General features: G+C 60.1%; 20 protein-coding genes. 9 read left to right on the top strand and 11 right to left on the bottom strand.

All coding sequences use genetic code 11. The annotated features are described in order from the left end of the window. Complete coding sequence (locus AB3G35_RS16310; RefSeq protein ID WP_016781167.1) at positions 1-360, bottom strand: hypothetical protein; 360 nt, start codon at positions 358-360, stop codon at positions 1-3. Positions 361-771: 411 nt separating this feature from the next. Between AB3G35_RS16310 and mqo the strand changes: the two genes are divergently transcribed. Beyond that, complete coding sequence (mqo, locus tag AB3G35_RS16305) at positions 772-2,418, top strand: malate dehydrogenase (quinone) (RefSeq protein ID WP_106117282.1); 1,647 nt, start codon at positions 772-774, stop codon at positions 2,416-2,418. An 80-nt stretch (positions 2,419-2,498) separates the two neighbouring features. On the opposite strand, the gene AB3G35_RS16300 is transcribed toward mqo, so the two are convergent. The 7 genes from AB3G35_RS16300 to AB3G35_RS16270 all read right to left on the bottom strand — a co-directional run bounded on the left by AB3G35_RS16300 (position 2,499) and on the right by AB3G35_RS16270 (position 7,246). After that, a complete protein-coding gene (locus tag AB3G35_RS16300) occupies positions 2,499-3,350 on the bottom strand; it encodes a CAP domain-containing protein (RefSeq protein ID WP_095041207.1) in 852 nt (283 codons plus the stop codon). 49 nt (positions 3,351-3,399) lie between these two features. Then, positions 3,400-4,080, bottom strand: coding sequence for a GNAT family N-acetyltransferase (locus AB3G35_RS16295; protein ID WP_369781769.1), 681 nt, complete (start codon positions 4,078-4,080; stop codon positions 3,400-3,402). Between the two features lie 190 nt (positions 4,081-4,270). Next, positions 4,271-4,825, bottom strand: coding sequence for a UPF0149 family protein (locus tag AB3G35_RS16290; protein ID WP_086797383.1), 555 nt, complete (start codon positions 4,823-4,825; stop codon positions 4,271-4,273). A gap of 60 nt (positions 4,826-4,885) precedes the next feature. Further along, a complete protein-coding gene (locus AB3G35_RS16285) occupies positions 4,886-5,242 on the bottom strand; it encodes a hypothetical protein (protein ID WP_016781162.1) in 357 nt (118 codons plus the stop codon). Between the two features lie 125 nt (positions 5,243-5,367). Then, positions 5,368-5,769, bottom strand: a complete 402-nt coding sequence (locus tag AB3G35_RS16280) for a hypothetical protein (protein WP_169910334.1) — start codon at positions 5,767-5,769, stop codon at positions 5,368-5,370. Between the two features lie 26 nt (positions 5,770-5,795). Beyond that, entirely contained in the window at positions 5,796-6,251 is a 456-nt protein-coding gene (locus tag AB3G35_RS16275) for a GNAT family N-acetyltransferase (RefSeq protein ID WP_169910022.1), read from the bottom strand. A gap of 14 nt (positions 6,252-6,265) precedes the next feature. Next, positions 6,266-7,246, bottom strand: coding sequence for a threonine dehydratase (locus AB3G35_RS16270; RefSeq protein ID WP_016781159.1), 981 nt, complete (start codon positions 7,244-7,246; stop codon positions 6,266-6,268). Positions 7,247-7,331: 85 nt separating this feature from the next. Between AB3G35_RS16270 and AB3G35_RS16265 the strand changes: the two genes are divergently transcribed. The 3 genes from AB3G35_RS16265 to AB3G35_RS16255 all read left to right on the top strand — a co-directional run bounded on the left by AB3G35_RS16265 (position 7,332) and on the right by AB3G35_RS16255 (position 9,616). Further along, the gene (locus AB3G35_RS16265; RefSeq protein WP_324708795.1) at positions 7,332-8,663 is read left to right on the top strand and encodes a PLP-dependent aminotransferase family protein; all 1,332 of its coding nucleotides are present in this window, start codon (positions 7,332-7,334) and stop codon (positions 8,661-8,663) included. Positions 8,664-8,679: 16 nt separating this feature from the next. Further along, positions 8,680-8,904 (top strand): hypothetical protein, encoded by a 225-nt coding sequence (locus tag AB3G35_RS16260; protein ID WP_016781157.1) that lies wholly within the window; start codon positions 8,680-8,682, stop codon positions 8,902-8,904. Between the two features lie 109 nt (positions 8,905-9,013). Next, positions 9,014-9,616 (top strand): hypothetical protein, encoded by a 603-nt coding sequence (locus AB3G35_RS16255; protein ID WP_016781156.1) that lies wholly within the window; start codon positions 9,014-9,016, stop codon positions 9,614-9,616. 39 nt (positions 9,617-9,655) lie between these two features. Here the strand turns inward: AB3G35_RS16255 and AB3G35_RS16250 are convergent, their stop codons facing one another. Then, a complete protein-coding gene (locus AB3G35_RS16250; RefSeq protein WP_106117277.1) occupies positions 9,656-10,333 on the bottom strand; it encodes an RES family NAD+ phosphorylase in 678 nt (225 codons plus the stop codon). Next, entirely contained in the window at positions 10,333-10,734 is a 402-nt protein-coding gene (locus AB3G35_RS16245; RefSeq protein WP_016781154.1) for an MbcA/ParS/Xre antitoxin family protein, read from the bottom strand. The genes AB3G35_RS16250 and AB3G35_RS16245 overlap by 1 nt, the downstream gene beginning before the upstream one ends. Positions 10,735-10,983: 249 nt before the next feature. Between AB3G35_RS16245 and AB3G35_RS16240 the strand changes: the two genes are divergently transcribed. The 4 genes from AB3G35_RS16240 to AB3G35_RS16225 all read left to right on the top strand — a co-directional run bounded on the left by AB3G35_RS16240 (position 10,984) and on the right by AB3G35_RS16225 (position 16,547). Then, a complete protein-coding gene (locus AB3G35_RS16240; RefSeq protein ID WP_095041213.1) occupies positions 10,984-12,762 on the top strand; it encodes a type I secretion system permease/ATPase in 1,779 nt (592 codons plus the stop codon). Beyond that, positions 12,731-14,056 carry an HlyD family type I secretion periplasmic adaptor subunit gene (locus AB3G35_RS16235; RefSeq protein ID WP_095041214.1) on the top strand — a complete coding sequence of 442 codons (1,326 nt, stop codon included), beginning with the start codon at positions 12,731-12,733 and terminating at the stop codon, positions 14,054-14,056. The genes AB3G35_RS16240 and AB3G35_RS16235 overlap by 32 nt, the downstream gene beginning before the upstream one ends. Then, entirely contained in the window at positions 14,053-15,438 is a 1,386-nt protein-coding gene (locus tag AB3G35_RS16230) for a TolC family outer membrane protein (protein ID WP_369781768.1), read from the top strand. Before AB3G35_RS16235 ends, AB3G35_RS16230 begins: the two co-directional genes overlap by 4 nt. Before the next feature lie 425 nt (positions 15,439-15,863). Next, the gene (locus AB3G35_RS16225) at positions 15,864-16,547 is read left to right on the top strand and encodes a response regulator transcription factor (protein ID WP_106117274.1); all 684 of its coding nucleotides are present in this window, start codon (positions 15,864-15,866) and stop codon (positions 16,545-16,547) included. A 61-nt stretch (positions 16,548-16,608) separates the two neighbouring features. Here the strand turns inward: AB3G35_RS16225 and AB3G35_RS16220 are convergent, their stop codons facing one another. Next, entirely contained in the window at positions 16,609-22,251 is a 5,643-nt protein-coding gene (locus AB3G35_RS16220; protein WP_369781767.1) for a beta strand repeat-containing protein, read from the bottom strand. 227 nt (positions 22,252-22,478) lie between these two features. Here AB3G35_RS16220 and AB3G35_RS16215 point away from each other — a divergent pair, with 227 nt between their 5' ends. Beyond that, positions 22,479-23,492, top strand: a complete 1,014-nt coding sequence (locus tag AB3G35_RS16215) for a GlxA family transcriptional regulator (protein ID WP_369781766.1) — start codon at positions 22,479-22,481, stop codon at positions 23,490-23,492. Positions 23,493-23,537 lie beyond the last annotated feature (45 nt).

Here is a 23,537-nt window from a genome sequence, read left to right as displayed (position 1 = left end):
TCAGTTCTTCTGGGCCAAACGTTTTGGCCAGTTGCCGCCACAGCTGCGCTGGCATTCTTCTTCCGAGTCGAAATACACATGGGCCGAGCCGTTACGCACCTTGACGCCGGCATCCGCCAATGCCTGGGCCGTCAGTTCCCCCATAAAGCGCGCCTCGCCATCGGCCAGGGCGAAGTCTTTGCTGGCTTGCGTATCGAACACCCAGACCACCTTGAGGCTGGCCGGGAAGGCTTCGTAGTCGACCACATGGGTGAGCCAGGCAAACCCCGGGATCTGTGATTTGGCCGTTTCACAGGCCTCGGTCAGGGAGGTGATCAGGCGACGTTCGATCTGTGCCTGGGTGCGTTTGCTTAAAGACATGGGTGAATCCTGTTGATAGGCGGGGCAAAGCCGTGATTATACCTGAGCGCGGGGCTTGGCTACTGCTGCTTCGCCCAGAGTGCCACCTGAGGTAGAATGTCGCGGTTGAACGGCTGGCCGCCCTGGAGCGTCATGTCCACGCAGGTTCCCCGGAAGGAACCGCGAGCAGGCCGGACATCAAGGGAGTCGCATCTGCTGTACCCAAAATGTTACCCAAGTAGCTGAAGCCAAGACCAACAAGAGATCAGCGCCCAAGGTACATGAAGTGAGGTCTGTAACGTGCACAGGCCTTATATATCTGCCCGTTCGGGGCTTGAAGCTGGTTCGATTGCAGGTGACCGTCTGCAGTGGGCCAGGCAACTTCAGGCACTGCGTGCCGGGCAGATGGCGTTTTATCTTAGGTACTACAACATGTTAAAAAAAATGAACAAGGGGCTACTGGGCCTGGCGCTGACCATGGGGATTACCTCCGTGCAGGCGGCAGAACCAAAACACGTGGATGTACTGCTGATCGGCGGCGGCATCATGAGCGCTACTCTGGGTGTCTGGCTCAATGAGCTGGAACCCGGCATGTCCATGGAGATGATCGAACGTCTCGATGGCGTTGCCCTGGAAAGCTCCAACGGCTGGAACAACGCAGGTACCGGTCACTCGGCCCTGGCAGAGTTGAACTACACGCCGGAAGACAAGAACGGCAATGTTGAGATCCCCAAGGCCATTGAAATCAATGAAGCCTTCCAGGTCTCGCGCCAGTTCTGGTCGTGGCAGGTCAAGAACGGCGTGCTGAAAGATCCGCGCTCGTTCATCAACTCCACGCCGCACATGAGCTTTGTGTGGGGCGACGACAACATCAAGTTCCTGAAAAAGCGCTACGAAGCATTGCAGGCCAGCCCTCTGTTCGCGGGCATGCAGTACTCCGAAGACCCGGTGCAGATCAAGAAGTGGGTTCCGTTGATGATGGAAGGGCGTGATCCCAACCAGAAAGTCGCGGCTACCTGGTCGCCGATCGGTACTGACGTGAACTTTGGCGAAATTACGCGCCAGTTTGCAGCCTACCTGCAAACCAAGCCTAACTTCTCGCTGAAGCTGTCGAGCGAAGTGCAAGACATCAAGCGCAACGAAGATGGTTCGTGGCGTGTGGTGTACAAAAACCTGAAAGACGGCAGCACAACCGAAACTGACGCCAAGTTCGTGTTTATCGGCGCTGGCGGCGGTGCCCTGCACCTGCTGCAGAAATCCGGCATTCCTGAAGCCAAGGAATACGCAGGCTTCCCGGTTGGCGGCTCGTTCCTGGTGACCGAAAACCCGACTGTTGCCGAGCAGCATCTGGCCAAGGCCTATGGCAAGGCTTCGGTTGGCGCGCCACCAATGTCGGTTCCGCACCTGGACACCCGCGTGCTGGATGGCAAGCGCGTCATCCTGTTTGGCCCGTTCGCAACCTTCTCCACCAAGTTCCTGAAAGAAGGTTCGTACTTCGACCTGCTGACCAGCACGACTACGCACAACATCTGGCCAATGACCAAAGTCGGTATCGAACAGTACCCGCTGGTTGAATACCTGGCCGGTCAGCTGATGCTGTCGGACGAAGACCGCTTCAATGCTCTGAAAGAGTACTTCCCGAACGCCAAGTCCGAAGACTGGCGCCTGTGGCAGGCCGGTCAGCGTGTGCAGATCATCAAGCGTGACGAAGACAAGGGCGGCGTGCTGAAACTCGGTACCGAGATTGTCAGCGCCAAAGATGGCAGCATCGCCGGCCTGCTGGGCGCATCCCCGGGTGCCTCCACTGCGGCACCGATCATGCTGACCGTGCTCGAAACCGTGTTCAAGGACAAGGTTGCGACACCAGAATGGCAAGCCAAGCTGCACCAGATCGTGCCGAGCTATGGCACCAAGCTGAACGGCGATCCTGATCGCGTTGCTCAAGAGTGGGCCTACACGGCTGAAGTCCTGAAACTGACTCCACCACCGGCAATCCCGGCGGCGACTCACACTGCAACACCTGCTCAAGCGCCGGCCAAGCCTGCGCCAAGCAATCCAGCGGCTGACATGGCGCTGTAAAAAAACGGCCCCGCCCGATGCTATTCGGGTGGGGCCGCTTTATTTGGCGTGACTTCCTCGTTCAACCTCCGCGCACTACCTCACTGGGTCCCGAACAGGGCCGTCCAGTAAATCCCCGCATCACTTTTCGGGTCCGTCGCATAGGCAGCGCCCAGCTCGCGAAACTCAGGGTTCATCACATTGGCACAATGGCCAGGGCTTGCCAGCCAGCCATCGACCAGCTTGCGCGTGGTGTCTTGCCCGGCGGCGATGTTTTCGCCGATCTGTTGCGCGATATAGCCCGCCAGTTCCGCACGATCCCCCGGGGTGCTGCCATCACGGCCCTTATGATCGAAATAGTTGTTGTTGGCCATGTCCCGCGAATGATTTTCGGCAGCGCTGGCCAGGTTGCTGTTCCAGGTCAGGGGCGCGGCGGGGCTGAAGGTCTGGGTGCCGCATTGGCGGGGTTGGTTGCGGGCACTGTTGAGCATCTCGAGGACTTTTTGCCCTTCGGCCTGCCAGTCACCCAAGCGTGCCGCCAGCAGCGGGCGGGCCAGGACGATGCGCCAGTCGCGCTGGTCATGGCTGACGCCGATATCGACAAATTGCGGGTCGAGCACCACGCGACAGAAGCTTTCCTGCACGGCTTTCATGGCGGCTTGCGCATCGCGAGGGCCGGACAGGTTGATCGCCTGTACATTGACCATCGGGTAGGCCGCCCGGGCAAGGGCTTGCTGCAAATCGCCGAAGCTGCTGGCCGGCAGCACCAGGCGGGTGTCGGCCGACAGCGGCGGCAACTCTTGCGATGGCTGCCCGGCGCACAGCTGAATCTGGCTGCGGTAGGCGTTGATCGACTCGATCAATTGCGATTCTTCGCTGGCCATGGCGCCAACGCTGAACGCCAGACCCAGGCTCAAGGCGCCGAGACGGTTCAGGGTGAAGTGAGCACGCATACGGGTTCCCTCTAAACGGAGTGCGCTCATGATGCGTTATTTCGCCCGGTTAGTCTTTTGCCTGTGCCACGAAGGCTTTGGCCCTGGCGGTCAGTTGGTCGATCTGGCGGTCGCGCTTTTTCTCGGCGTCGAGCATGGCCTTCTTGCCGTTGCGTTGCAGCAGGTAGGTATGGATCTGGCGTACTTCGGTGGACTGGTAGATCGCGGCTACGTCGAGCACACCCATCAGGCCATCGCTGCTGTGGTCGCGTGTGTTCATCAGCACTTGCGGGCCGCGCGTACCGATGACTTGCAGGCCCATCGCCTCGAATGCGGCGACCTTGCCCACGCTGCAGGTCAGTTCGGTGTGAGGGTAGCGATGCACCACCTGCGCGACCATCGCCCGGGTCACACCCTGCTGGCGATGGCTGGCCAGTTCGGCCATATAGGCAATGCCGCAGGCCTGGGGATCGTCCTTGACGGGCAAGTACAGGGCGAAGCCGGTCACTTTTTCCGGGTCCTGGTCGTCAGTCGCGACCAGCAACTCAACGTCAATGCCTTTGGATCCATCGAGTGCCTGCAGGTACAAGTGCACTTCAAAGCCGATGGCGTATTGATAGATGCTGTACAGCAGATTGCTCGGGGCGATTTCCATCGCACTGATATCGCTCAGGTGATCGACCACCAGTTGCAGGATCTGGCTGTTGATCGGCTCGCTGACCGGGGTATTGAAATGGGTGAGGAGGGGCATGGCATGGTTTCTATAGTGTGCCGCAGGACAATTCGTAGCAGCTGCCGAAGGCTGCGTCCGATTGCAAAGCGATCGTAAATACGCGGTACGAGGTTTACCTGGATGGCCGCGGTGGCTGATCTTACGACGGCTTCGCCGCCGGACGCAGCCTTCGGCAGCTGCTACAAAATCAAAATCAGCTTCGCCGAGGTCAGCGCTGACTCAACCAAAAGTCATGCAGCGCCCGCGCGGCGGGGGCAATGGCAGCAACGCTCTGCTGATGGGCGGCTACGTCGAGGTCGGCGGGCAGTTCGAAGTTGTCCTGCTCGGCGCAGTCGGCGATGGCTTGCAGCAGGCGTGCTTGCGGTGCCGGCAGTGCTGGCCAGTTGCTGATGGCTACTGCGCGGGTGTAGCCGAAGCACCACTCTTCAGCCAGGGTCACGTCCTGGCCCAGATGTTCGGTCTGCTCGAAACGCGGTGTGAATGCGCTGCTGTCCTCAGCCAGTTGCCGGGCCAGGGTATTGATATGACGCACACTCAGTTCGATGAACTGTTTGGCTTCTTCAGGGCTTTCCCAGGCCGGGTTCTGACCGCCCCAGATCGCCGGGAACCATTCGCCAATATCGACCTGCGTCGGGCTCGAAACCAGCGCGGTGAAGTAACCGTCGAGTTCTGAAGGGTTGAGCACGGAGTGATCGTCGCCGTATTTGAGCAACGTGTTTTCGATCACATCAAAGTCGCTGGCGTTCAGGGGTTGCGATTGCATGTTCGGGCTCCTTGGAGGGGGCGGTACAGCGGGCGATCGGTGCAGATCGCCGGTGCGAAGTCAGTCCACGGAAACGATAGACTGGAGCTCAAAGTATTTAAAGCCGGCTTTGGCCAGGGCCTTTTTGGCCTCTTGCTCAGCATTGAAGCGGCTCAGATCCTTGGAGTCATGCACAAACAGGGTTTCATCGCCGTCAAACACCTTGGTCACCCGCATGGTGACGCGAAGAATCGGGCCGCTGCGTTTTTTTGGCGCAGGTGATGGCGCCTTGGCAGGTGCCGCCGCTTTTTTTACAACCGGGGCGATTTTTTCGGGGGCAGGTTCAACGTCGAATTCAACCTCAGGTTGAACCGGGGTAGCAGGCAGATCAAGGCCGAGCGCTCTGCGCATGTCGTCCTCGGTGAATCCGGCACTCATTGATAGCTCTCTGATAATTTTAAAGAGGCGCTTATAGGGCAGCGGTTCGGGTTATGGCAAGAAAATTTGATCATTTGCTACAAATTACCGCTTATTCAGGGTTTTTTGCGTTTATTGGATCCAATTTAGCTGTCGCGCAACAAGCCATGTCCATCCAGCAGTTTGTAAGCAATTTCGGGGCGCTTTTCCAGGGCGCGGCGGATGGCAGCCGGGATGGCCTGGCGGGTTTTACGGCACAGCCCCGGCTGCTCGGCAAGGCGGATGGCAATGCCGCGCATGGTGCGCACTTCGGTATGGCCGGGGTCGATCAGCACCTCAATGCCCAATTGCTCATGCATGCGCCGCTGCATATGTTCCAGGTCGCTGAGGCTTTGTATGTTCTCCAGCCGCTCCAGCAGCACCTTCTCGGCCTGGCGCGTGAGGTTGAAGATCCGCAGGTCGCTGTCAGGTGATGCCAACAGCTGTTCCCGCTCGCAGATGCAGGCGCCGGGTGGGCAGGGTGAACGAAGCGTCACGGAAGGCGTCATGGCGTTGAGCATAGCTGCCCCGGGTTTTAGTCGTCCAGACGCAGGGCCATGATCACCGTACGCTCGGCCCCGTGGTACTCGTCGCGCACTTTCTCAAAGCCCAGTTGCGCATAGAAAGACTCCGCCGTCAGCGAGGAGGGCACCCGCAGTTCTGCAATCTGCGCAGCAATGGCGGCGTCCTTGAGGCGCGCCATCAATTGCTGGCCTATGCCACGGCCCTGATGGTGCGGGCTGACGAACACACTGCGCACCACCGCCTGATCCAGGCTGGCAGTGCCCACGACCTGCTGTTCGAGTACGGCTACATACATCTGGCGTTGTTGCATCAGATTCAGGATCGAGGTCGGGCAGAAGTGCTGCTCGACCGCGCTGATCACCTGCGGGGCATAGTCCCGGGCGTTGGACTCACGCAAGGCGGCGATCACCAGGTTGCTGATGGCTTGGGCATCGACTGGCAGGGCACGGCGAATCAGGCACTGCATACAGGCTCCTTGCTCTAGTGCGGTTGGGCCGCCGTGCCAGCCCCGTCGGCCAGCACCCAGGCGTAGAGCTGGCGATCGATATTGGCACCGCTGAGAATCAGCGCCACGCGGCGGCCTTGCTGGCGCGACTGCTCGCTGATCAACCCGGCCAGCGCTGCGGCCCCGGCCCCTTCGGCGGTGTTGTGGGTAGTTTCATGGTAGACCCGAATCCCGTGGGCGATCTGCTGATCGGTGACCCGAATGATTCGCGCCGCGCCTTTGCGGATAATGTCCAGCGCTTCTGGCAGCGGTTGGCGACACGCCAGGCCGTCGGCGAACGTGCGCGCAGAGTCGGTACACACCACACGGCCCTGTTCAAAACTTTGCGCAAACGCATCGGCGTGACTGGACACCACCCCGACAATCTCGGTGTTCAGGCCCAGCAGGTCGCGGGTCTGGATCAGTCCGCAGATCCCCGAACCCATGCCGATGGGGACATACACCGTGTCCAGCTCTTCGACGGCTTCGAGCAGTTCCAGCGCATAGGTGGCCACGCCGCGGATCAGGTCCGGATGAAAGGCCGGCACCAGGTGCCATTGCCGGTTTTGCGCCAATGCCGCCGCTTCGGCCCGCGCTTCATCGAAGTCCTGGCCGCATTCAATCACGGTTGCGCCCAACGCCCGCATGGCGGCGTTTTTTTCAACCGAGTTGCCTTGCGGCACCACGATATGGATCGGCAGGCCCACACTGCGGGCCGCCAGCGCCAGGCTTTGCCCGTGATTGCCGCGGGTGGCGGTGACCAAGCCTGTGGTGCCTGGCTCGCGGGCCAGCAAACCCTGCACATACAAAAGGCCACCCCGCACTTTGAAGGCACCGGTGGGGGTGTGGTTTTCATGCTTGACCCACACCGTGCAACCCATGCGTTCGGTCAGCAAAGGCCAGGCCAGCTGCGGGGTTGGCGCCAGGGTCTGGTGTACGGTGTGGGCGGCGAGGCGAAGGGCATTCAAGTCAAACATGGCGCACCGTCATCGAGGGATTTGACTCGATTCTAGGCACAACGCATTGTATGGGCCGACCCTTATATTGCATGGCCAACAATAAATGTGGATACCGACGCTCACCGACACGGACCAGCCGCGCTACCTGGCGCTGGTCGATGCCATTACCCGGGCCATTGCCTGTGGCGAACTGCAGCCCGGAGCGCGCTTGCCCCCTCAGCGGCGTCTGGCTTGGGCGCTGGGCTGGAACCCCAGCACCACCATGCAGGCCTATCGCGAGGCAGCGCGGCGGCATCTGGTGGCGGGTGAGGTGGGGCGTGGCACCTATGTGCTGGCGGGCAGCCAGGAGGCGACCCTGTTCAGGCTGCAACACGCCGACGAACAGGCCAGCCGTATCGATCTGCGCACCAACGTTCCCGCCATCGACCACCTTGGTGAGCAGGATGCGCAAGCCTTGTCCTGGTTGCTCGACAGTCGCCAGGCAATTCGCTTGCAGGGCTATCTGAGTGCTGCCGATCTGCTGCAGGCGCGAGTCCAGGGAGCGGCCTGGCTCAAGGGGCGCGGGCTGGACGTGAGTGTGGAGCAGATCATGCTCTGCACCGGTGCCCAGCAAGGGTTGTTTACCGTGCTGCTGTCGTTGTGCCAGGCGGGCGATACGGTGCTGGTTGAAGCCTTTACCGCGCCGGGGATCAAGGCCGCCTGCGCGCAGTTGCGTTTGCCCATGCAGGGGGTGGCGATGGACGATGAGGGGATCCTGGCGCAGGACTTCGAACGGATGATTCGTGCCACCGGGGCGCGGGTTGCAGTGCTGACCCCGACCCTGCAAAACCCCACTGCGGCGGTGATGAGCGTTGAACGCAAACAGGCGATTGCCCGGATCGCCCGGCATCACGGTGTGCAGGTGATTGAAGACGATGTATACGGTGCGCTGACCGCCAGCCCGCCGTTGTACCGCTATATGCCCGAGCTGGGAGTCTTGATCACCAGCCTGTCCAAGACCGTGGCGGCGGGCGTGCGCCTGGGCTGGATTGTGGCGAGCCCGTCTGTGCTGGCGCGTATCGATCCTTATGCGCAGTCGGCGCATTGGGGCGTATCGCCGCTGTGCCTGGCTATCGCCTGCCAATGGATCAGTGATGGCACTGCGCAAGCGCGACTGCAGTGGCAAACCGCGGAAGTGACCCGGCGCTGGCGCCTGGCAAGAAAGCTGCTGGGGCCGGCAATGGACCCGGCAGACGCACCATCGCCGCATATCTGGGTGACGCTGGCAGGCGGCGCCGAAGGCTGTCGTGCCGTTGGGGTTGAGGTGGTGCCGGCGGATGTTTTTGCGGTTAAATCCACCCCAAGCCATGCGGTGCGCATCAGCCTGACGGCGGCTGCCAGCGCCCAGGTGCTGAAAGTGGCGCTGCAGCGGATTGCATGCCTGCAACACCCCTGACTATCCAAGGACCCCCATGCGCAGAGAAATTGGCTACTGGCACCGCGAAGGTCGCGAGCTGTTCTATTACCTGGAATTCAAGCCCGATACCGCCGAGTTTTACCTGACGTGCGAACACACGCCCGCCGAAGGCGAGGGCAGTGTGCGCTCGGTATTGCTCAGTGAGGCGCGCGGCGAGCGTTACTACGAAGACGCGTTGCTGATTATCAAGGAGGAACTGTTCAGGCAATACACCCTGTGAGCGGGGATCGCGGTCAATGTTCCGGTTGGTGGCTGGGGCAAGATGTGCCGATAATGCCGCGGGCCCGACAGGTGTCGGGTCAGGATGTTGCCATTCAAAGGAGCTGTAAATGCGCGTGTTTTATATCTTTACCCTGTTGGGCAGCTTGCTGCTGGCCGGTTGCGCCAGCAACCCGATGGCCCCGGTAGCCGACCAGGCGGTGCAGGCCCCGAGCCCCGACATGGCACAAGTGGTGTTTATGCGCGATGCCTATACCGGCAAAGCCATTGTCTCTTCACTGTATGACGTGACCGATGGCCAAACCCGTTTTATCGGCGTAATGGCCAATGGCACCAAGATCGCCCACCCGACCACCCCGGGCAAGCACACCTTTATGGTGGTGTCCGAAGCGGCTGACTTTATGGAGGCCGACCTGGTGGCTGGCAAAACCTACTACGCGCTGGTTACGCCGCGCATGGGCTTGTGGAAAGCCCGGTTTTCCCTGTGGCCGATCAGCAATGAGCCGGATGCGGCCCACAGCTTGAAGTCCAATAACTTCAAGGGCTGGGTCGAAGACACCGATCTGGTCACCAACTCGCCGAAATCCCTGGCCTGGTACCAGCGGGTCAAGGCCAGCGTCGAGAAAAAGCGCGCGGAGTACTGGCCGGTCTGGCAGGAAAAAAGCGCTGAGGCTATTGCCGAGCGCACACTCAAGCCAACGGATGGTTTGTAACACCTGAGCCGGGGCGGTGGCATTTATGTCGCCCTGGTCTTACCTCGGCACTTCGCTGAGTTGCAGCACCCAGGTAATTGCCTGCGCCTTGCCATCCCACACATAGCGAAAATGCTGGCCCTGCACCGGTAGCGAAAGCGCCGGAGGGCGAAACGCTGCCACGCACTCGTGGCCGCTCAGCCGCACGCTGTTGTACAGCAGGCCCCAGGCGCCTTCTGCACGCAGTGGCCGGGCAAAATCCTGGCTCAGGCCATAACGGGCAGGTGAGGGATCGTGCAGGTCGGCAACGCCGCGTATATCGATCATCGGTTGTACAACGCGGTTGATATAGGTCCGCAAGGTAATTTCAATACTGGGCTCGCGGGTGGCCCGCCAGAACTGCTCCTGGTGAAAACAGGTTTCAGCAATGGCCGCCTCGACGCTGCTGGCGCAGTAGTACACACCATAAGTGCCATCGGTAAAACGACTGGCCCGGCCAATATGGGTAAAGGCGGCCATGACGGGTGTCGACCCTTCGCCGCACAACCGGTCTTGCGGCTTTACCCGCTGCAGGACGCCAGCCTGGTCACGCAGACGGTCATTGGTGAGGCTTTCAAGGACAAAGGCGATCTCCAGGTCGGCCGGGTCCAGGGTGTCTTCAAATACTGAAATGGGCGGGAAGGCGCTGTTGACGATGCGATAAGCCCTGGTCCATTCAGGCAGCACTGCATCAGGCATCAGCCGCGCACCCCATCCAGATAGCGGCGCACATCCGCCAGATCGACCACCTGGCCGGCGAGCATGTAGCCCAGGGCGCTCTGGCCATTGAAGGGCGCTGCGGTATTGGGTTTGTGTACCCATTGGTAGGCCCGTTCCGGGGTGTTGCTGAACAGGATACGCAGTGCCTTGTGAATGCCCATCAAGTACGAAATGCGTTCCAGGGTATCGTGGGGCAAGCGCACGTTCGGCAGTTTTTTGTATTTGAAGTAGGTGGTATTGCCAATGGCGCCAAGCAGGGTGCACTGCTGGTCCTTGGTGCAGCCCCAATGCTCCATCAGATTGAAGAAAAAGGTCAGGGCAACTCGGCCAGCATCACCGCTGGTGATGTCCGGTTCAGGGTTATGGGCGACTAGCTGCATGACGGCCTCCATAGGGTCTATAAAATCAGCCTACTCCAGATATGTATTATTTCAAGGAAATCATCCGTAACCGAATGTTTAACCGATAAGCCGGGCAGTGGGTGATTTTGCCCTGAGGGGGGATGTGCCTGAGCGCGTATCTGTCAGCCATTGGCTGGCGGTGCTGGTTTCGTGAGGTGTGATGCTGCGCACACCGCCCGGCCATGATCTACGCTTCACTAACGAAGGCTTTCAAAGCTGGAATTTTCAATGCGTAGCCCATCTGAAAACAGCCTGCACAATGCGTTGAAAGCCTGCCGGGAAAGCTTTCTCTCTGTCGGTTTTTTCAGCTTCTTTATCAATGCGTTAATGCTCGTTCCCACCTTCTATATGTTGCAGGTCTACGGTCGCGTGATCACCAGCGGCAGCCTGACCACCCTCACCATGTTGACGCTGATCATGACCGGGCTGGTGATTACCCTCGGCTGCCTTGAGTGGACGCGATCGCGGATCATGGTCCGGGTCAGCAACCGCCTCGACATGCTGCTCAGCCGCCAGGTCTACAAGGCCAGTTTCAAGCGGGCCCTGGAAAGCGGCGGGATGGACGCCTCGGCCCAGCCGCTCAACGATTTGACCGGCCTGCGCCAGTTTCTCTCCGGTAACGGCCTGTTCGCCTTTTTCGATGCGCCCTGGCTGCCCATCTATATCGCCGTGATGTTTATGTTTCACCCCTGGTTCGGCTGGGTGGCGACAGGCAGTGCGCTGTTGTTGCTGGTGCTTGCGTTTATCAATGAAAGGCTGACCGGGCCAACGCTGGCCCAGGCCAACAAGGAGCATATTGGCGCTTCGCTCTACACCACAAAAAACCTGCGCAATGCTGAAGTCATCGAATCCATGGGCATGCTTGAAACCCTGATGGAACGTTGGTGGAACCGGCAAAAAAATGTGCTGATGCTGCAATCCCGGGCCAGCGACAAAGGGGCCATGATCAGCACGCTGTCCAGGTCGTTCCGGATTCTGGTGCAGTCGCTGATTCTCGGTCTGGGCGCTTATCTGGCCGTGGATCATCAGGTGGGGGCCGGGTTGGTGTTTGCCGGGTCGGTATTGCTGGGGCGCGCACTAGCGCCCATCGATCTGATCATCGGCAGCTGGAAGGGCTTTATTGCCGCGCGTTCGCAGTACGCCCGGCTCAATGCCATCCTGGCCAAGCAGCAGGCCCAGCCCGAGCGCATGCGATTACCGGCGCCCAAGGGCGATGTGCAGGTCGAGAACCTCAGCGTTGCGGCTCCCGGTTCCAATATCCCGATCATCAAGAACATCAGCTTCAGCGTGCCGGCCGGTTGCGTGGTCGGCATTATCGGCCCCAGTGCCGCCGGCAAGTCGACCCTGGCCAGGGCGCTGCTGGGCATCTGGGCCCCGCTGCATGGCGTGGTGCGCCTCGATGGCGCGGATATCAGCGCCTGGGACAAACATGACCTGGGCCCCCATATAGGCTACCTGCCCCAGGATATCGAGCTGTTCGAAGGCAGCGTCAGCGACAACATTGCCCGCTTTGCTCTGGTCGATCCAGAGCAGGTCATTCTTGCGGCCACCACGGCCGGTGTACACGACATGATCCTGCTGTTGCCCGATGGCTATGACACCGTGATTGGCGGTGACGGCGTGGTGCTTTCCGGCGGGCAGCGCCAGCGTATCGGACTGGCCCGTGCCCTGTACGGCAGCCCGCGGCTGATTATCCTCGATGAGCCCAACTCCAACCTTGACGAAGTCGGCGACCGTGCCCTGATCGCCGCCCTTCATAACATCAGGCTCTCAGGCGCCACCCTGTTTGTGATTACCCACCGCACCAACATTGTGTCCCAACTTGACCGGCTCATGGTTATGAGCAACGGCGGCATCAGTCTGTTCGGGCCGCGTGAGCTGGTGCTGAACGAGCTCAACGCACAGCAGACACCCAAACAGGCCATGCAGTCTGATACCGCCATGGCTTCGGTGGCTAACGGCAAGGACAGTTTCGATGAACCCCATGACCCCAATTCAATCAACTGACAACTTTGCCGAATTGACCACCTGCGATCGAAAAATCCGGCGCCTGGGGTTTGCCGTTGTATTGCTGACTTTTGGTGTGTTTGGCATCTGGGCTGCATTCGCACCGCTCGATGGTGCCGCCTATGCACCCGGTGTGGTGACCGTGCAGGCGTATCGCAAAACGGTGCAGCACCTTGAAGGCGGCATCGTCAAGGAGGTGCTGGTGCATGACGGCGATATTGTCAAACCGGATGACCCGCTGATCATTCTCGACGATACGCCGCTGCGCTTCGAATACCAGATGACTCGCGGGCAACTGATTGCCGCCAAAGCGATGGAGGCCCGGCTGGTTGCAGAGCGGGACAGCCTGCCCGAGATTGTTTTTGAACCGCTGGCCCCTGCCGACAAGCTGCGCGGTAGCGAAGCGCGCCAGGGCGAGATCCGTGTGTTCAACGCGCAACGCGGTTCGCGCCTGGGCCAGATTGCCGTGTTGCAAGAGCGTATTGACCAGTTGAATGAGCAGATCAATGGAACCCAGGCGATTATCGGCGCCAAGGGGCATCTGGACAGGTCTTACAGCGGCGAAATCGTCGAATTGACCGATCTGCTGGCCCAGGGTTTTGTCGACAAGCAACGCCTGCTGGAGCAGGAGCGCAAGCGTCAACTGCTCAGGTCCGAAGTGGTCGAGCACCGATCCGCAATCACCACCTCACGGCTGCAGATCAATGAAACCCGGTTGCAGATCCTGCAAATCGACAAGGACTTCAATGCCGAAGTGGTCAAGCAACTGGCCGAAATCCAGAGCAAAATTTACGACCTGCAGGAGCGGGCCGCGGCCCTCGAAGACCGTCTGGGTCATATCGTGATTCGCGCTCCCGAAGCGGGCATGGTGATCGGCATGACCGTGCATACGATCGGCGGCGTGGTACGCCCGGCGACCCCACTGCTGGACATTGTGCCGTCAGTGTCGGGGCTGGTCATAGAGGCCCAGGTGGCGCCGGTGGACATTGATCGAATTGCCATTGGCAAGCGTGCTGATATTCGTTTTGGCGCGTTTAACAGCGCCACCACGCCAGTGATCGAAGGCGAGGTCAGCAGTGTCTCGGCGGACCGGCTGATCAATGAAAAAACCGGGGCCGGTTATTACCTGGCACGGGTCAAGGTGACCAAGGCCGGCGAGCACACTCTGGGGGAGCGCAAGTTACTGCCAGGCATGCCTGCTGACGTGTTGATCATTACCGGGCAGCGCACGCTGCTGCACTATCTGCTGCAACCGGCGCGCAATGCCATCTCACAATCGATGATCGAGGAATGACCATGCAAGTGACTGCACGTGTGCTGGGCGGTTTGTTCGGGCTTGCCGCGGGGGTTGCCCTTGTGCATGCCGCCGTGCCGGCGCCAGAAGGGGTCAGCGCCTCGACATTCACCACCGACCTGATGCAGTTGTATCGCGAGGCACGTTTGCAAGATCCGCGAATACTGGCCTCCCGTGCGCGGGCGCAAGCGGGGCAGGAGTACCAGCGCGAAGCCTTGGGGACGCTGTTTCCGCAGGTTGCGCTCAATGCCGGGGCGAACCGGATCCACCAGGAAAACGAGCTGGTGCAGCAGAGTTTCGACAGTGAAATCTACAGCCTGGTATTGCGCCAGTACCTGTACAACAAGTCCGCCTGGGAGAATTACCAAAAATTCAAAAGCATGGCCAAACAGTCTGATTCCGAAGCCCTTGAGGCACAGTCCGAAGCCACTGTGGAGCTGGCCCGGCGTTACTTCACGGTTTTGGCCGCCGAGGACGAGCTGGAGCTGATTCAGGCCGAGTTGCGCACCACGCAAAAAAGCCTGGACCGGGTCAACGCGTTGTATGCCAAACAGTTAGCCCTGATTACCGATCAGTTGGACCTCAAGGCTCGTGTCGACGGGCTGGCGGCACAGGTACTGGATGCGCGCAACCAGGTCAGTGTCAGTCGCGCGGCGCTGGCCGAGATTGTCGGACGGCCGGTCAAGGAGAAGCTCAGTCGCGTGCGTGACGATGTGCAGTTGCGCGTCTCGGCGCAGAGCCTGGAAAGCTGGGTGCGCGAAGGGGTCGCGCAAAATCCGGCGCTCAAGGCCAATGAAAGCGGGGTTGAAGTAGCTGGCGCGGCGTTGCGCGGTGGCAAGGGTGGCCACTACCCGACACTGAGTCTGACCCTTAGCGCGCAGCAGTCCAACGAAGGCTACAACAACGCCCTGGTACCGCGGACCGACAGTTATGTGGCCGGGATCGGCCTGCAGGTGCCGATATACAGCGGCGGCTCTACCTCGGCACGGGTGCGCGGGCTGTATCAGGATCAAATCGCGGCCGAGCAACAGCTGGAGTCGGTACAGCGGCGGGTAGTCAAGGAAATCACCAGCGCCTACCTGACGGCCGATACAAGCGCAGAGAAGATCAGTGCCAGTCGCAATGCCCTGGCCTCGGCACAGCTGTCCAGAGCCGCTGCAGAGAAAGCGTTCGGCTACGGGATGGTCAATGCCGTCGATGTGTTGACCAGTGTGCGTAACGAATACCGGGCTCATAGAGATTTGCTCAAGACCCAGTACGACTTCGTTACCAATGTCATTACGCTTAATCGCTGGGCGGGAAAACCCCCTGGGGATAGTGTCGCAAGCGTTAACCTCTGGCTGAATCCGGGTAGCCCCGGGCCGGATATTGCCTCCCCATAGTGGCGCCAGTTAATTGACTTCCTTGCGTATCTGTTAGCTTGGCGTTACACCATCTGTCTGTTTTTTTGACGCATATGTCATATGTCATGCATGCCGCACGCCCCCCGTCCGCGCGCTTAAGGCCTTGATTTGCGTGGGGTGCTGAGCTTTTGCAGGAAAAGCTGCCAGGCGCCTGAAAGAAGCGTGCTTGCCCGACTGCAGTGCTGGCAGCCGCGGCAGCACGCAGCTCTGTCCTAGACTTACCTGACAGCCCGAGGGAGAACATCAAAAGGCGCAAGCTATTGATAATTATTCCTGTTTATTTCGCTTCAATGGTTTTGCCCGGTGTTGGCCAGTACGTGCAACCTGAGCCGGAGCAGTAAATGGCACTATTCGTACGGGCAACGGGTAGGGGTGTTTGATTGTTCAAGGGAGTCAGGAAGGTAATGCCGCCTCTCAGAAAACCCATACGCGTGATGCTGATCGACTGTCGCCCCCTTGTTCTCAGGGGGCTTCACGACTTGATCAATGCCAGGAAGCCTCAAATGGAAGTGAGCGGCCAGGCCACCACCTATACCCATGCGCTTGACCTTGCCGATCAGTTGCGGCCCCATGTCATCTTCTTCAGCTTTTTTCCGGACGCCCTGAACCCGCTGGCAGTCATCAGCCAACTCACCCGCAGCACCGGGATGAAAGTGCTGGTGCTCAAGGGGCTGTACGACGTCATACCCGCAGCCCAGGCAATGGAAGCGGGTGCTCGTGGCATCGTGCTGGCGGAAGATCCTACAGAGTCGATCATCCTTGCCATCATCAAGGTCCACCATCGTGACACCGGGCTCAACCGGGCCTGGACCGGCGGGTTAGGCAACTATGCCGCAAGCGGGCACACGGTGTTGAAACACAATCTGGAGCTGGAGAAACAATCGCGCCTGACCTTGCGCGAGAGAGAGCTGATTCGCGCCATCGTGGACGAACCCTCGGCCAAGTACATGAGCATTGCCGGGAACCTGGGCATAAGCGAACACACCGTGCATAACCATCTGAGCAACATCTACCAGAAGCTTGACCTGATCAACCGGACGGACTTGCTGATGTACGCGATCAAGCACGGGCTGTTTGACAGTCAATAACGGCCAGTCAAAAAAAGGCCTGGCTCCTTATGGGAGCCAGGCCTTTTGCTTGCTGCGACATTTAGACAATGTCAGTCGGAGCAATATCAGTCACACCCACCAGCTTGATAATGCTGGTGATCCCCGTACCGTCACCGTCGTATGCCAGATAGCCGTCGCCTCCAACGACGCCAAAGTAGTAGTTGGTGGTGCCGTTGAGCGCCGTATCGGCTGCCGTGATAAAGGCCGCCACGTTGGCCGCAGGGGCCGCCACTTCCGTATAGTTAGCCCCTGTACCTGCGGTCGGGAAGTTCAGCGTATCCACCCCGGAAGTGAAGCCGGCGGAGATCACAGCCGTTGCCGCAGTCAGTGAGCCATCGGTATCCAGGCCGCTGAAGTTGAAGGTGTCGGCCCCCACACCACCGGTGAAGGTCTTGTCCCCTTCAATGGTCACATCCAGGGTCTGGGCGGGGGTTGCATCGGCATCCGCATCCGTCACCACGACATTGAAGGTCAGATGGGCATCCGGCGTCGACGACGTTACGAAGCCCAGGTCGGTGATCTTGACCACATCGCCATCCCAGGTTCCTGCTTCACCGGCTTCAACAGGGTTGCTTTTACTGCCCTCGCCGGACTCGTTGCTGAAGGTCAAGGTGTTGCCGGTACTGGCCCCGCTGACACCCACATTGCCATTGAGGTTGTAGCCGCTACCGGTGACACCCTCGGTGGAAACCAGCACCTGCAGGCCCTGGATCAGGTAGTTCTCGTTGCCGAAATTATAGTCATTGCTTTCGACAATCACTGCACCGTCGTTCTGATCCAGAGTGATCCCGTAGGCTGCCGGGTTCGCAATCGGGTGGAAGTTATTGGGTGAAGTCGAGGCGTTTTTTATGATGATGTCTTCGCTGTCGACAATGATCGCCCGCGTGATCAGGCTGTTGTCATCAGGATCGATCAGCTTGAGCACCAGTATCAGGTCCTCGCTGCCGATACCGTCGAACTTGACGTAGATCCCTTTGCTGGTGGCCGTGGGCGCTGCGGTTGTATCACCGAACGGGCTGGCGGTGAAGAAGTCCAGGTCCATTACCTCGCCTTGCTGGATGGTGTCACCGGCCACGCCTGCGGCGGTCCCGGAAACACTCACCCATGAGGTTGCAGCAGAGAACAGTTCGCCGGGGACGAAGGCGTTGTTGCCACCTGCCATGATGTTATTGGCACCCGTGCCTGAACCCTGTTCGGCGAAACCGCTGAACTGCACAAAGAAGTCATCGGCCAACTTGGCCACCGACACCGGCGGTTGCTGGTTGATGGGCGTCGTACCGCCAATGTTATAGCCGGTGAAACCCTGTGCGGCGGAGGTTTTCAGGATGCTGAAGCTGTCGATATCGTCCGCCAGGCTCAGCGTGTAGGTGTCTGCCACCTTGTCAAAGGTCATGGTGCCGGTTGCGTTGGTCAGCGCGCCCAGCGTCGGGTTGTTGGAGACGTAGGTGAAGGAGAGGTTGAACACCGCACTGGTGTCTGACTCCGAGGCCCATGTCACCACTTTGTTGGTGATGGCAGTGGTGCCTACCGTGCTGTCTCCCATGCTTACGGACAAGTCGCTGTTTGCGGAGCTGTAGACCGTCCCAAGGCGGTCATCCGCGCCGATGTCATAGGCAAATACGCCAGTGCCGCCGGGGGTTGGGTTGCTGGAGTTGGCATAGACCACATTGGACTTGGCCGTTACCACAGGTGAGTCGTCATCCACAGTAATCAGCAGGCCGTTGGCGGCGGCTGTGACGCTGTCGCCGTCGTAGTCCGTGGCGTTGATTGCCGTGCCCAGAGCGATGTTCAGATCGTTCTCGTTCAGGCCGGCGGCATGGTCGAGTTGATCAAGCAGCATAAAGGCATAGGCCCCGGTCGCCGCCTGCACGCTGAAGGTGAACACCGAATTGCCGGCCCCGGCAGAAGCGGTCAGCAACCAGGTGTTGCTGCCCGCGTCATAGGTAGTGGCATAGGTCACGGTGACACCGCCGCTTTTCAGGCCCAGTGCCGTCAGGCCGTTGGTGGTCAGGGAATAACTCAGCGGCTCGTCCGCACCGGACTGGAACAGGGCGCTGACATTGCCGCTGGCCAATACGATTTCCCCTGCTACGTCCCCTGTACCGCCCGGGATACCATCGCCGGGGCCAGAGTCGGCCGCGCCTTCGTGTACACCGTCTTCGTCCACCGTGCCGGTGAGCAGATTGATCGATGCGATTGGCGTGTCGTCATCCACCGTGATCACCAGGCCGTTCGCCGCTGCTGTGACGCTGTCCCCGTCAAAGTCGGTGGCGTTGATGGTGGTGCCGAGGGCGATGGTCAGATCATTCTCGTTCTGGCCGGCGGCATGGTCGAGTTGGTCCACCAGAGTGAAGGCATAAGCGCCGGTTGCGGCGTGCAGGCTGAACGTGAACACCGTATTGCCTGCACCGGCCGAGGCCGTGAGCAGCCAGGTGCTGCTGCCTGCGTCAAAGCCGACTGCGTAAGTGACGGCTACGCCGCCGCTCGTCAGGCCCAGTGCTGCGAGGCCGTTGGTGGTCAGTGAGTAGTTCAGTGCCTCGTCCGCACCGGACTGGAACAGGGTGCTGACATTGCCGCTGGCCAATACAATTTCCCCGGCCACATCCCCGGTACCACCGGCGATACCATCGCCGGGGCCAGCGTTAGCCGCACCTTCCACCACACCGTCTTCGTCCACCGTGCCGGTGAGTTGATTGATCGTGGCGATTGGCGTGTCGTCGTTCACCGTGATCACCAGGCCGTTGGCGGCGGCCGTTACCGTATCACCGTCAAAGTCGGTGGCATTAATGGCAGTGCCTAGGGCGATGGACAGATCATTCTCGTTCAGGCCAGAGGCATGATCGAGTTGATCCACCAGGGTAAAGGCATAAGCCCCCGTGGTTGCATGCAGGCTGAATGTGAACGCCGTATTGCCCGCACCTGCCGAGGCAGTGAGCAGCCAGGTGCTGCTGACAGCATCAAAGGCCACGGCATAGGTGACGGTTACTCCGGCACTTTTCAGGCCCAGTGCTGCCAGGCCGTTGGTGGTTAGCGAGTAGTTCAGGGCCTCGTCCGCACCGGACTGGAACAGGGTGCTGATATTGCCGCTGGCCAGCACGATTTCCCCGGCCACATCCCCGGTACCACCGGCGATACCATCGCCGGGGCCAGCGTTAGCCGTACCTTCCACCACACCGTCTTCGTCCACGGTGCCGGTGAGTTGATTGATCGTGGCGATTGGCGTGTCGTCGTTCACCGTGATCACCAGGCCGTTGGCGGCGGCCGTTACCGTATCACCGTCAAAGTCAGTGGCATTGATCGCAGTGCCAAGGGCAATGCTCAGATCGTTTTCGTTCAGGCCAGAGGCATGATCGAGTTGATCCACCAGGGTAAAGGCATAAGCCCCCGTGGTTGCATGCAGGCTGAATGTGAACGCCGTATTGCCCGCACCTGCCGAGGCAGTGAGCAGCCAGGTGCTGCTGACAGCATCAAAGGCCACGGCATAGGTGACGGTCACTCCGGCACTTTTCAGGCCCAGTGCTGCGAGGCCATTGGTGGTCAGCGAGTAGCTCAGGGCCTCGTCCGCACCGGACTGGAACAGGGTGCTGATATTGCCGCTGGCCAGGACTATTTCTCCGGCTACGTCGCCTGTACCACCGGCGATACCATCGCCGGGGCCAGCGTTAGCCGCACCTTCGAGCACACCGTCTTCATCTACCGTCCCCGTGAGCTGGTTCAGTGTGGCGATGGGCGTGTCGTCGTCCACCGTGATCACCAGTTTCTGCGCCGTAGCGGTGACCGAGTCGCCGTCCTTGTCGGTGACCTTCAGCACCGAACCCAGCTGCAGCAGCAATTCGTTTTCGCTGTTGTCGCCGCCCACCGTATCCGGGTGGTCGAGTTGATCGAGAAGGGTGAAGGTATAGCTGCCGTCAGAGGTATTGGTCAGCTCCAGCTTGAAGACGGCGCGGTCAGTGGCGGCGACATATTCGGCAGCAGCGCCGACATAGCCCCACAGGGTGTTGCCGATCACGTCATATTTAACCGTCTCGCCCTTGGAGGCCAGCGCCACCGCAGTCGCGGCGCTGTCAAACACTTGCACGCCGGAGGTGTCATTGGACAAGGAGTAGCTCGCCGGTGCATCGGTACCTGAGGTGAATACAGTGGCCACAGTGCCGGAGGCCGATGCAGGAACCAGCAGGCCCGCGTCGCCGACACCGCCGTCGATGCCACCGGCCAGGCTGTCTTCATCCACCAGTGCCGTAACCGGCAGCCCGGCGGCGGCAGGACCGTCGTCTTCAAAGTTCAGTTGACTGCCGACTTCCTGAGGCACTGCCACCACATTGGGCAGATGGAAACCGCCGATATCGAACGTGGAGTTGCCGGTGCCGCTGTTTTCAATCACCACGCGGTTGTGGGTGCCATCAACGGTGTATTGCAGGGAGAAGTTGGCTTCAAAGCCGACAATCGTTGCGGTGCGGTCAAGCCCTGCATTGCTGGTAGTGAAGGTCACACTGATGCTGCCGAGCGTGGTATTGGTCGTGACCCCGGTCAGGCCGGCGATGGCCACCCCGTTGGCGCCAATTACCGTGACGCTGGCGATATAACCAAGATTGTCGGCCCCGTTCACCGCATGACCATTGCCGTCGAGCAGGCCGTCATAGTAGGCCGAGCCGACTTCCAGGCCCGTGGTAAAGGCGCTGATGGTGGCTGCGCAGGTTTTTGGCGGCGTGGCCTGGGCGATGATAATGGTTGCACCGCTTGCCGCGAAGAGCCCGCCAAACAGGATATTGCTTTCGTTGGTCGCCTCACCATGGGTCAGGTCTGGCACGGTGTAGCGCGCGTCCGGGTTGGTGATAAAACTGAAAATCATGCCTTCGCCAGCCTTGATCCCCTGGCTGTTGGTACCGATGGTGGTCGGCCCTGCGCCCTGGCTGGTGTTGACGGTGTCAGCCTGGTTGGCGGGTACCTGGTCCGGGTCCATGCCGGTAACGATCAGGCCTGTGGTGCTGCCACCTGCCTTGAACATCAGAAAGCCGTTTTGCCCGGAGGGCAAGCCGGCGAAATCAAAGGCCAGATCCTGGCTGGCTGTCACCCAGAGGTGGTTGGTCATGTCGACCACATCGTCGGGGTTGGCGGTATCCGGATGCATCAGCTGTTCTTGCTGCACCATCCACACCTTGGCCCCGGTTGCTGTCTGCTCGAGATAGGCGGCGAAGATGATGGTGCCGTTCGGGTTGGCCAGATCGTCGTCGGGGGCAGGTGTAGCACCCTCACTACCGGCACGGCCCAGCACGATATTGTTGTTGGTGTCCGAGTAGAGAAATATTTTCGTGCCATCGAGGGTATACAGGCCGCTCCAGTCCGAGCCGCCATTGGCGTTGCCCGGATCGCCCAGCGCCTTGCCCTGGGCATCGGTAAAGGCCAGGTCTACATAGGTGCCGGTAATGGTGATCAGGTCGGCACCGGTATTGCCGGCAGCGCCGGTATAACCGCTCAGCGCCGCATTTTTGACCGGGGTGGCGCCCAGCAGGGCGAACAGCCGGGACTCGAACGGGAAGGGCAGATCGCCGGTATCGTCGGTAGCATTGATGGCCGCGACGGTTATGTCGTTATCGTTGATATCTTCGATATCGGTGGAGGTGGCGGCGTTCTGTAAACCGCTCGTTTCATCGACCGTGATGCTGCTGTTCAAGATGATAGCCATGGTGCTCTCCTGGCGGATTACGGTCACAGGGCTGACCGCTGGGAATTTATTGCGACAGAAATCAACTATGGATTTGCGCGTCAGCTTGCGCATCGGCCGATACTCCCAGGCGGTCTGGGAGTATCGGCCTATCTGGCAGGGAGAAGGGCCGCGGGCATGCCAGGAGATTTTTGGCCTGCCGCCGGTTAGGATTGCGCCTTATAAATACACAAGAAACGGATCGAATCTTGACCGAACGACGTCAATTCAGCACCGGCATGAAGGGCAAGAACCTTCGTTACCTCAAAGACAGTGCCATAGAGGCAGGACCCATGGTACGCACCGGTTTTGTGTTGCTTGAGCATTTTTCACTGCCGGCCTTCACCCAGGCACTGGACACCCTCATTACCGCCAACCTGCTGCGTGCCGGTTTGTTTTCTTCGCGCACCTATGGCTTGAGCGACAGTGAGGTGGTCAGCGATCTGGGCCTGGTGATCCGCCCCGATGCCCGTATCGATCCGGCGATGATCCATGAACTGGACCTGCTGGTGATCTGCGGCGGCTACCGGACCGAATTAAAAATCAGCGATGCGCTGAGCAACCTGCTCAGGGCCGCTGCGCGTGAGGGCATCACGTTGGGCGGGCTATGGAACGGCGCCTGGTTTCTCGCCAGCGCCGGGGTACTGGACGGTTATCGTTGCGCGATCCACCCCGAGCATCGTCCGGCGCTGGCGGAAGTGGCAAGGGCGGCGCAGGTCACCAGCGAACCCTATGTCATCGACCGTGACCGATTGACTGCCTCCAGCCCTGCCGGAGCCTTCCAGATGGCTCTGGGCTGGATCAAGGGCCTGCATGACAAGGCGCTGGTGGAGGGTATCGAGGATATTCTGGCATTTGAGGAGTCGCGCTACCGACGGATCAAGCCGGCGGAAAATATCTGCGTCAGTGCGCCCTTGCGCGAAGTGGTCAAGCTGATGGACGCCAACCTCGAAGACCCCCTGGAGCTTGAGCAACTGGCGGTCTATGTCGGCCGTTCCCGGCGTCAGCTTGAGCGCTTGTTCAAGGAGCAACTGGGCACCACACCGCAACGCTATTACCTGGAATTGCGCATCACCGAAGCGCGCCGGTTGCTGCAGCACACCGAGCTGTCACAAGTGGAGGTACTGGTGGCCTGCGGGTTTGTCTCGCCCAGCCATTTCAGCAAGTGCTACAGCACCTATTTCGGCTATCGACCGTCCAAGGAAGTGCGCCTGATTAAATAACGCGGCCCGGCACCGTGCCGATCCTTGACTATGCTGTGGGCACTT

Source organism: Pseudomonas sp. WC2401, assembly GCF_041200115.1.
GTDB lineage: Bacteria > Pseudomonadota > Gammaproteobacteria > Pseudomonadales > Pseudomonadaceae > Aquipseudomonas > Aquipseudomonas fragi.
The sequence above is the reverse complement of the archived record's forward strand: the minus strand, read 5'-3'. Positions and strand labels throughout refer to the sequence as shown.

What these genes read in the sequence shown, in the direction of transcription:
- AB3G35_RS16270 (WP_016781159.1), bottom strand. Translation starts at nt 7,246, where the DNA reads ATGTTTGACTTGAATGCCCTTCGCCTCGCCGCCCACACCGTACACCAG.
- AB3G35_RS16290 (WP_086797383.1), bottom strand. Translation starts at nt 4,825, where the DNA reads ATGCAATCGCAACCCCTGAACGCCAGCGACTTTGATGTGATCGAAAAC.
- AB3G35_RS16310 (WP_016781167.1), bottom strand. Translation starts at nt 360, where the DNA reads ATGTCTTTAAGCAAACGCACCCAGGCACAGATCGAACGTCGCCTGATC.
- AB3G35_RS16245 (WP_016781154.1), bottom strand. Translation starts at nt 10,734, where the DNA reads ATGCAGCTAGTCGCCCATAACCCTGAACCGGACATCACCAGCGGTGAT.
- AB3G35_RS16220 (WP_369781767.1), bottom strand. Translation starts at nt 22,251, where the DNA reads ATGGCTATCATCTTGAACAGCAGCATCACGGTCGATGAAACGAGCGGT.
- AB3G35_RS16295 (WP_369781769.1), bottom strand. Translation starts at nt 4,080, where the DNA reads ATGCCCCTCCTCACCCATTTCAATACCCCGGTCAGCGAGCCGATCAAC.
- mqo (WP_106117282.1), top strand. Translation starts at nt 772, where the DNA reads ATGTTAAAAAAAATGAACAAGGGGCTACTGGGCCTGGCGCTGACCATG.
- AB3G35_RS16300 (WP_095041207.1), bottom strand. Translation starts at nt 3,350, where the DNA reads ATGCGTGCTCACTTCACCCTGAACCGTCTCGGCGCCTTGAGCCTGGGT.
- AB3G35_RS16255 (WP_016781156.1), top strand. Translation starts at nt 9,014, where the DNA reads ATGCGCGTGTTTTATATCTTTACCCTGTTGGGCAGCTTGCTGCTGGCC.
- AB3G35_RS16225 (WP_106117274.1), top strand. Translation starts at nt 15,864, where the DNA reads ATGCCGCCTCTCAGAAAACCCATACGCGTGATGCTGATCGACTGTCGC.
- AB3G35_RS16250 (WP_106117277.1), bottom strand. Translation starts at nt 10,333, where the DNA reads ATGCCTGATGCAGTGCTGCCTGAATGGACCAGGGCTTATCGCATCGTC.
- AB3G35_RS16280 (WP_169910334.1), bottom strand. Translation starts at nt 5,769, where the DNA reads ATGACGCCTTCCGTGACGCTTCGTTCACCCTGCCCACCCGGCGCCTGC.
- AB3G35_RS16260 (WP_016781157.1), top strand. Translation starts at nt 8,680, where the DNA reads ATGCGCAGAGAAATTGGCTACTGGCACCGCGAAGGTCGCGAGCTGTTC.
- AB3G35_RS16240 (WP_095041213.1), top strand. Translation starts at nt 10,984, where the DNA reads ATGCGTAGCCCATCTGAAAACAGCCTGCACAATGCGTTGAAAGCCTGC.
- AB3G35_RS16230 (WP_369781768.1), top strand. Translation starts at nt 14,053, where the DNA reads ATGACCATGCAAGTGACTGCACGTGTGCTGGGCGGTTTGTTCGGGCTT.
- AB3G35_RS16265 (WP_324708795.1), top strand. Translation starts at nt 7,332, where the DNA reads ATGTGGATACCGACGCTCACCGACACGGACCAGCCGCGCTACCTGGCG.
- AB3G35_RS16275 (WP_169910022.1), bottom strand. Translation starts at nt 6,251, where the DNA reads ATGCAGTGCCTGATTCGCCGTGCCCTGCCAGTCGATGCCCAAGCCATC.
- AB3G35_RS16285 (WP_016781162.1), bottom strand. Translation starts at nt 5,242, where the DNA reads ATGAGTGCCGGATTCACCGAGGACGACATGCGCAGAGCGCTCGGCCTT.
- AB3G35_RS16235 (WP_095041214.1), top strand. Translation starts at nt 12,731, where the DNA reads ATGAACCCCATGACCCCAATTCAATCAACTGACAACTTTGCCGAATTG.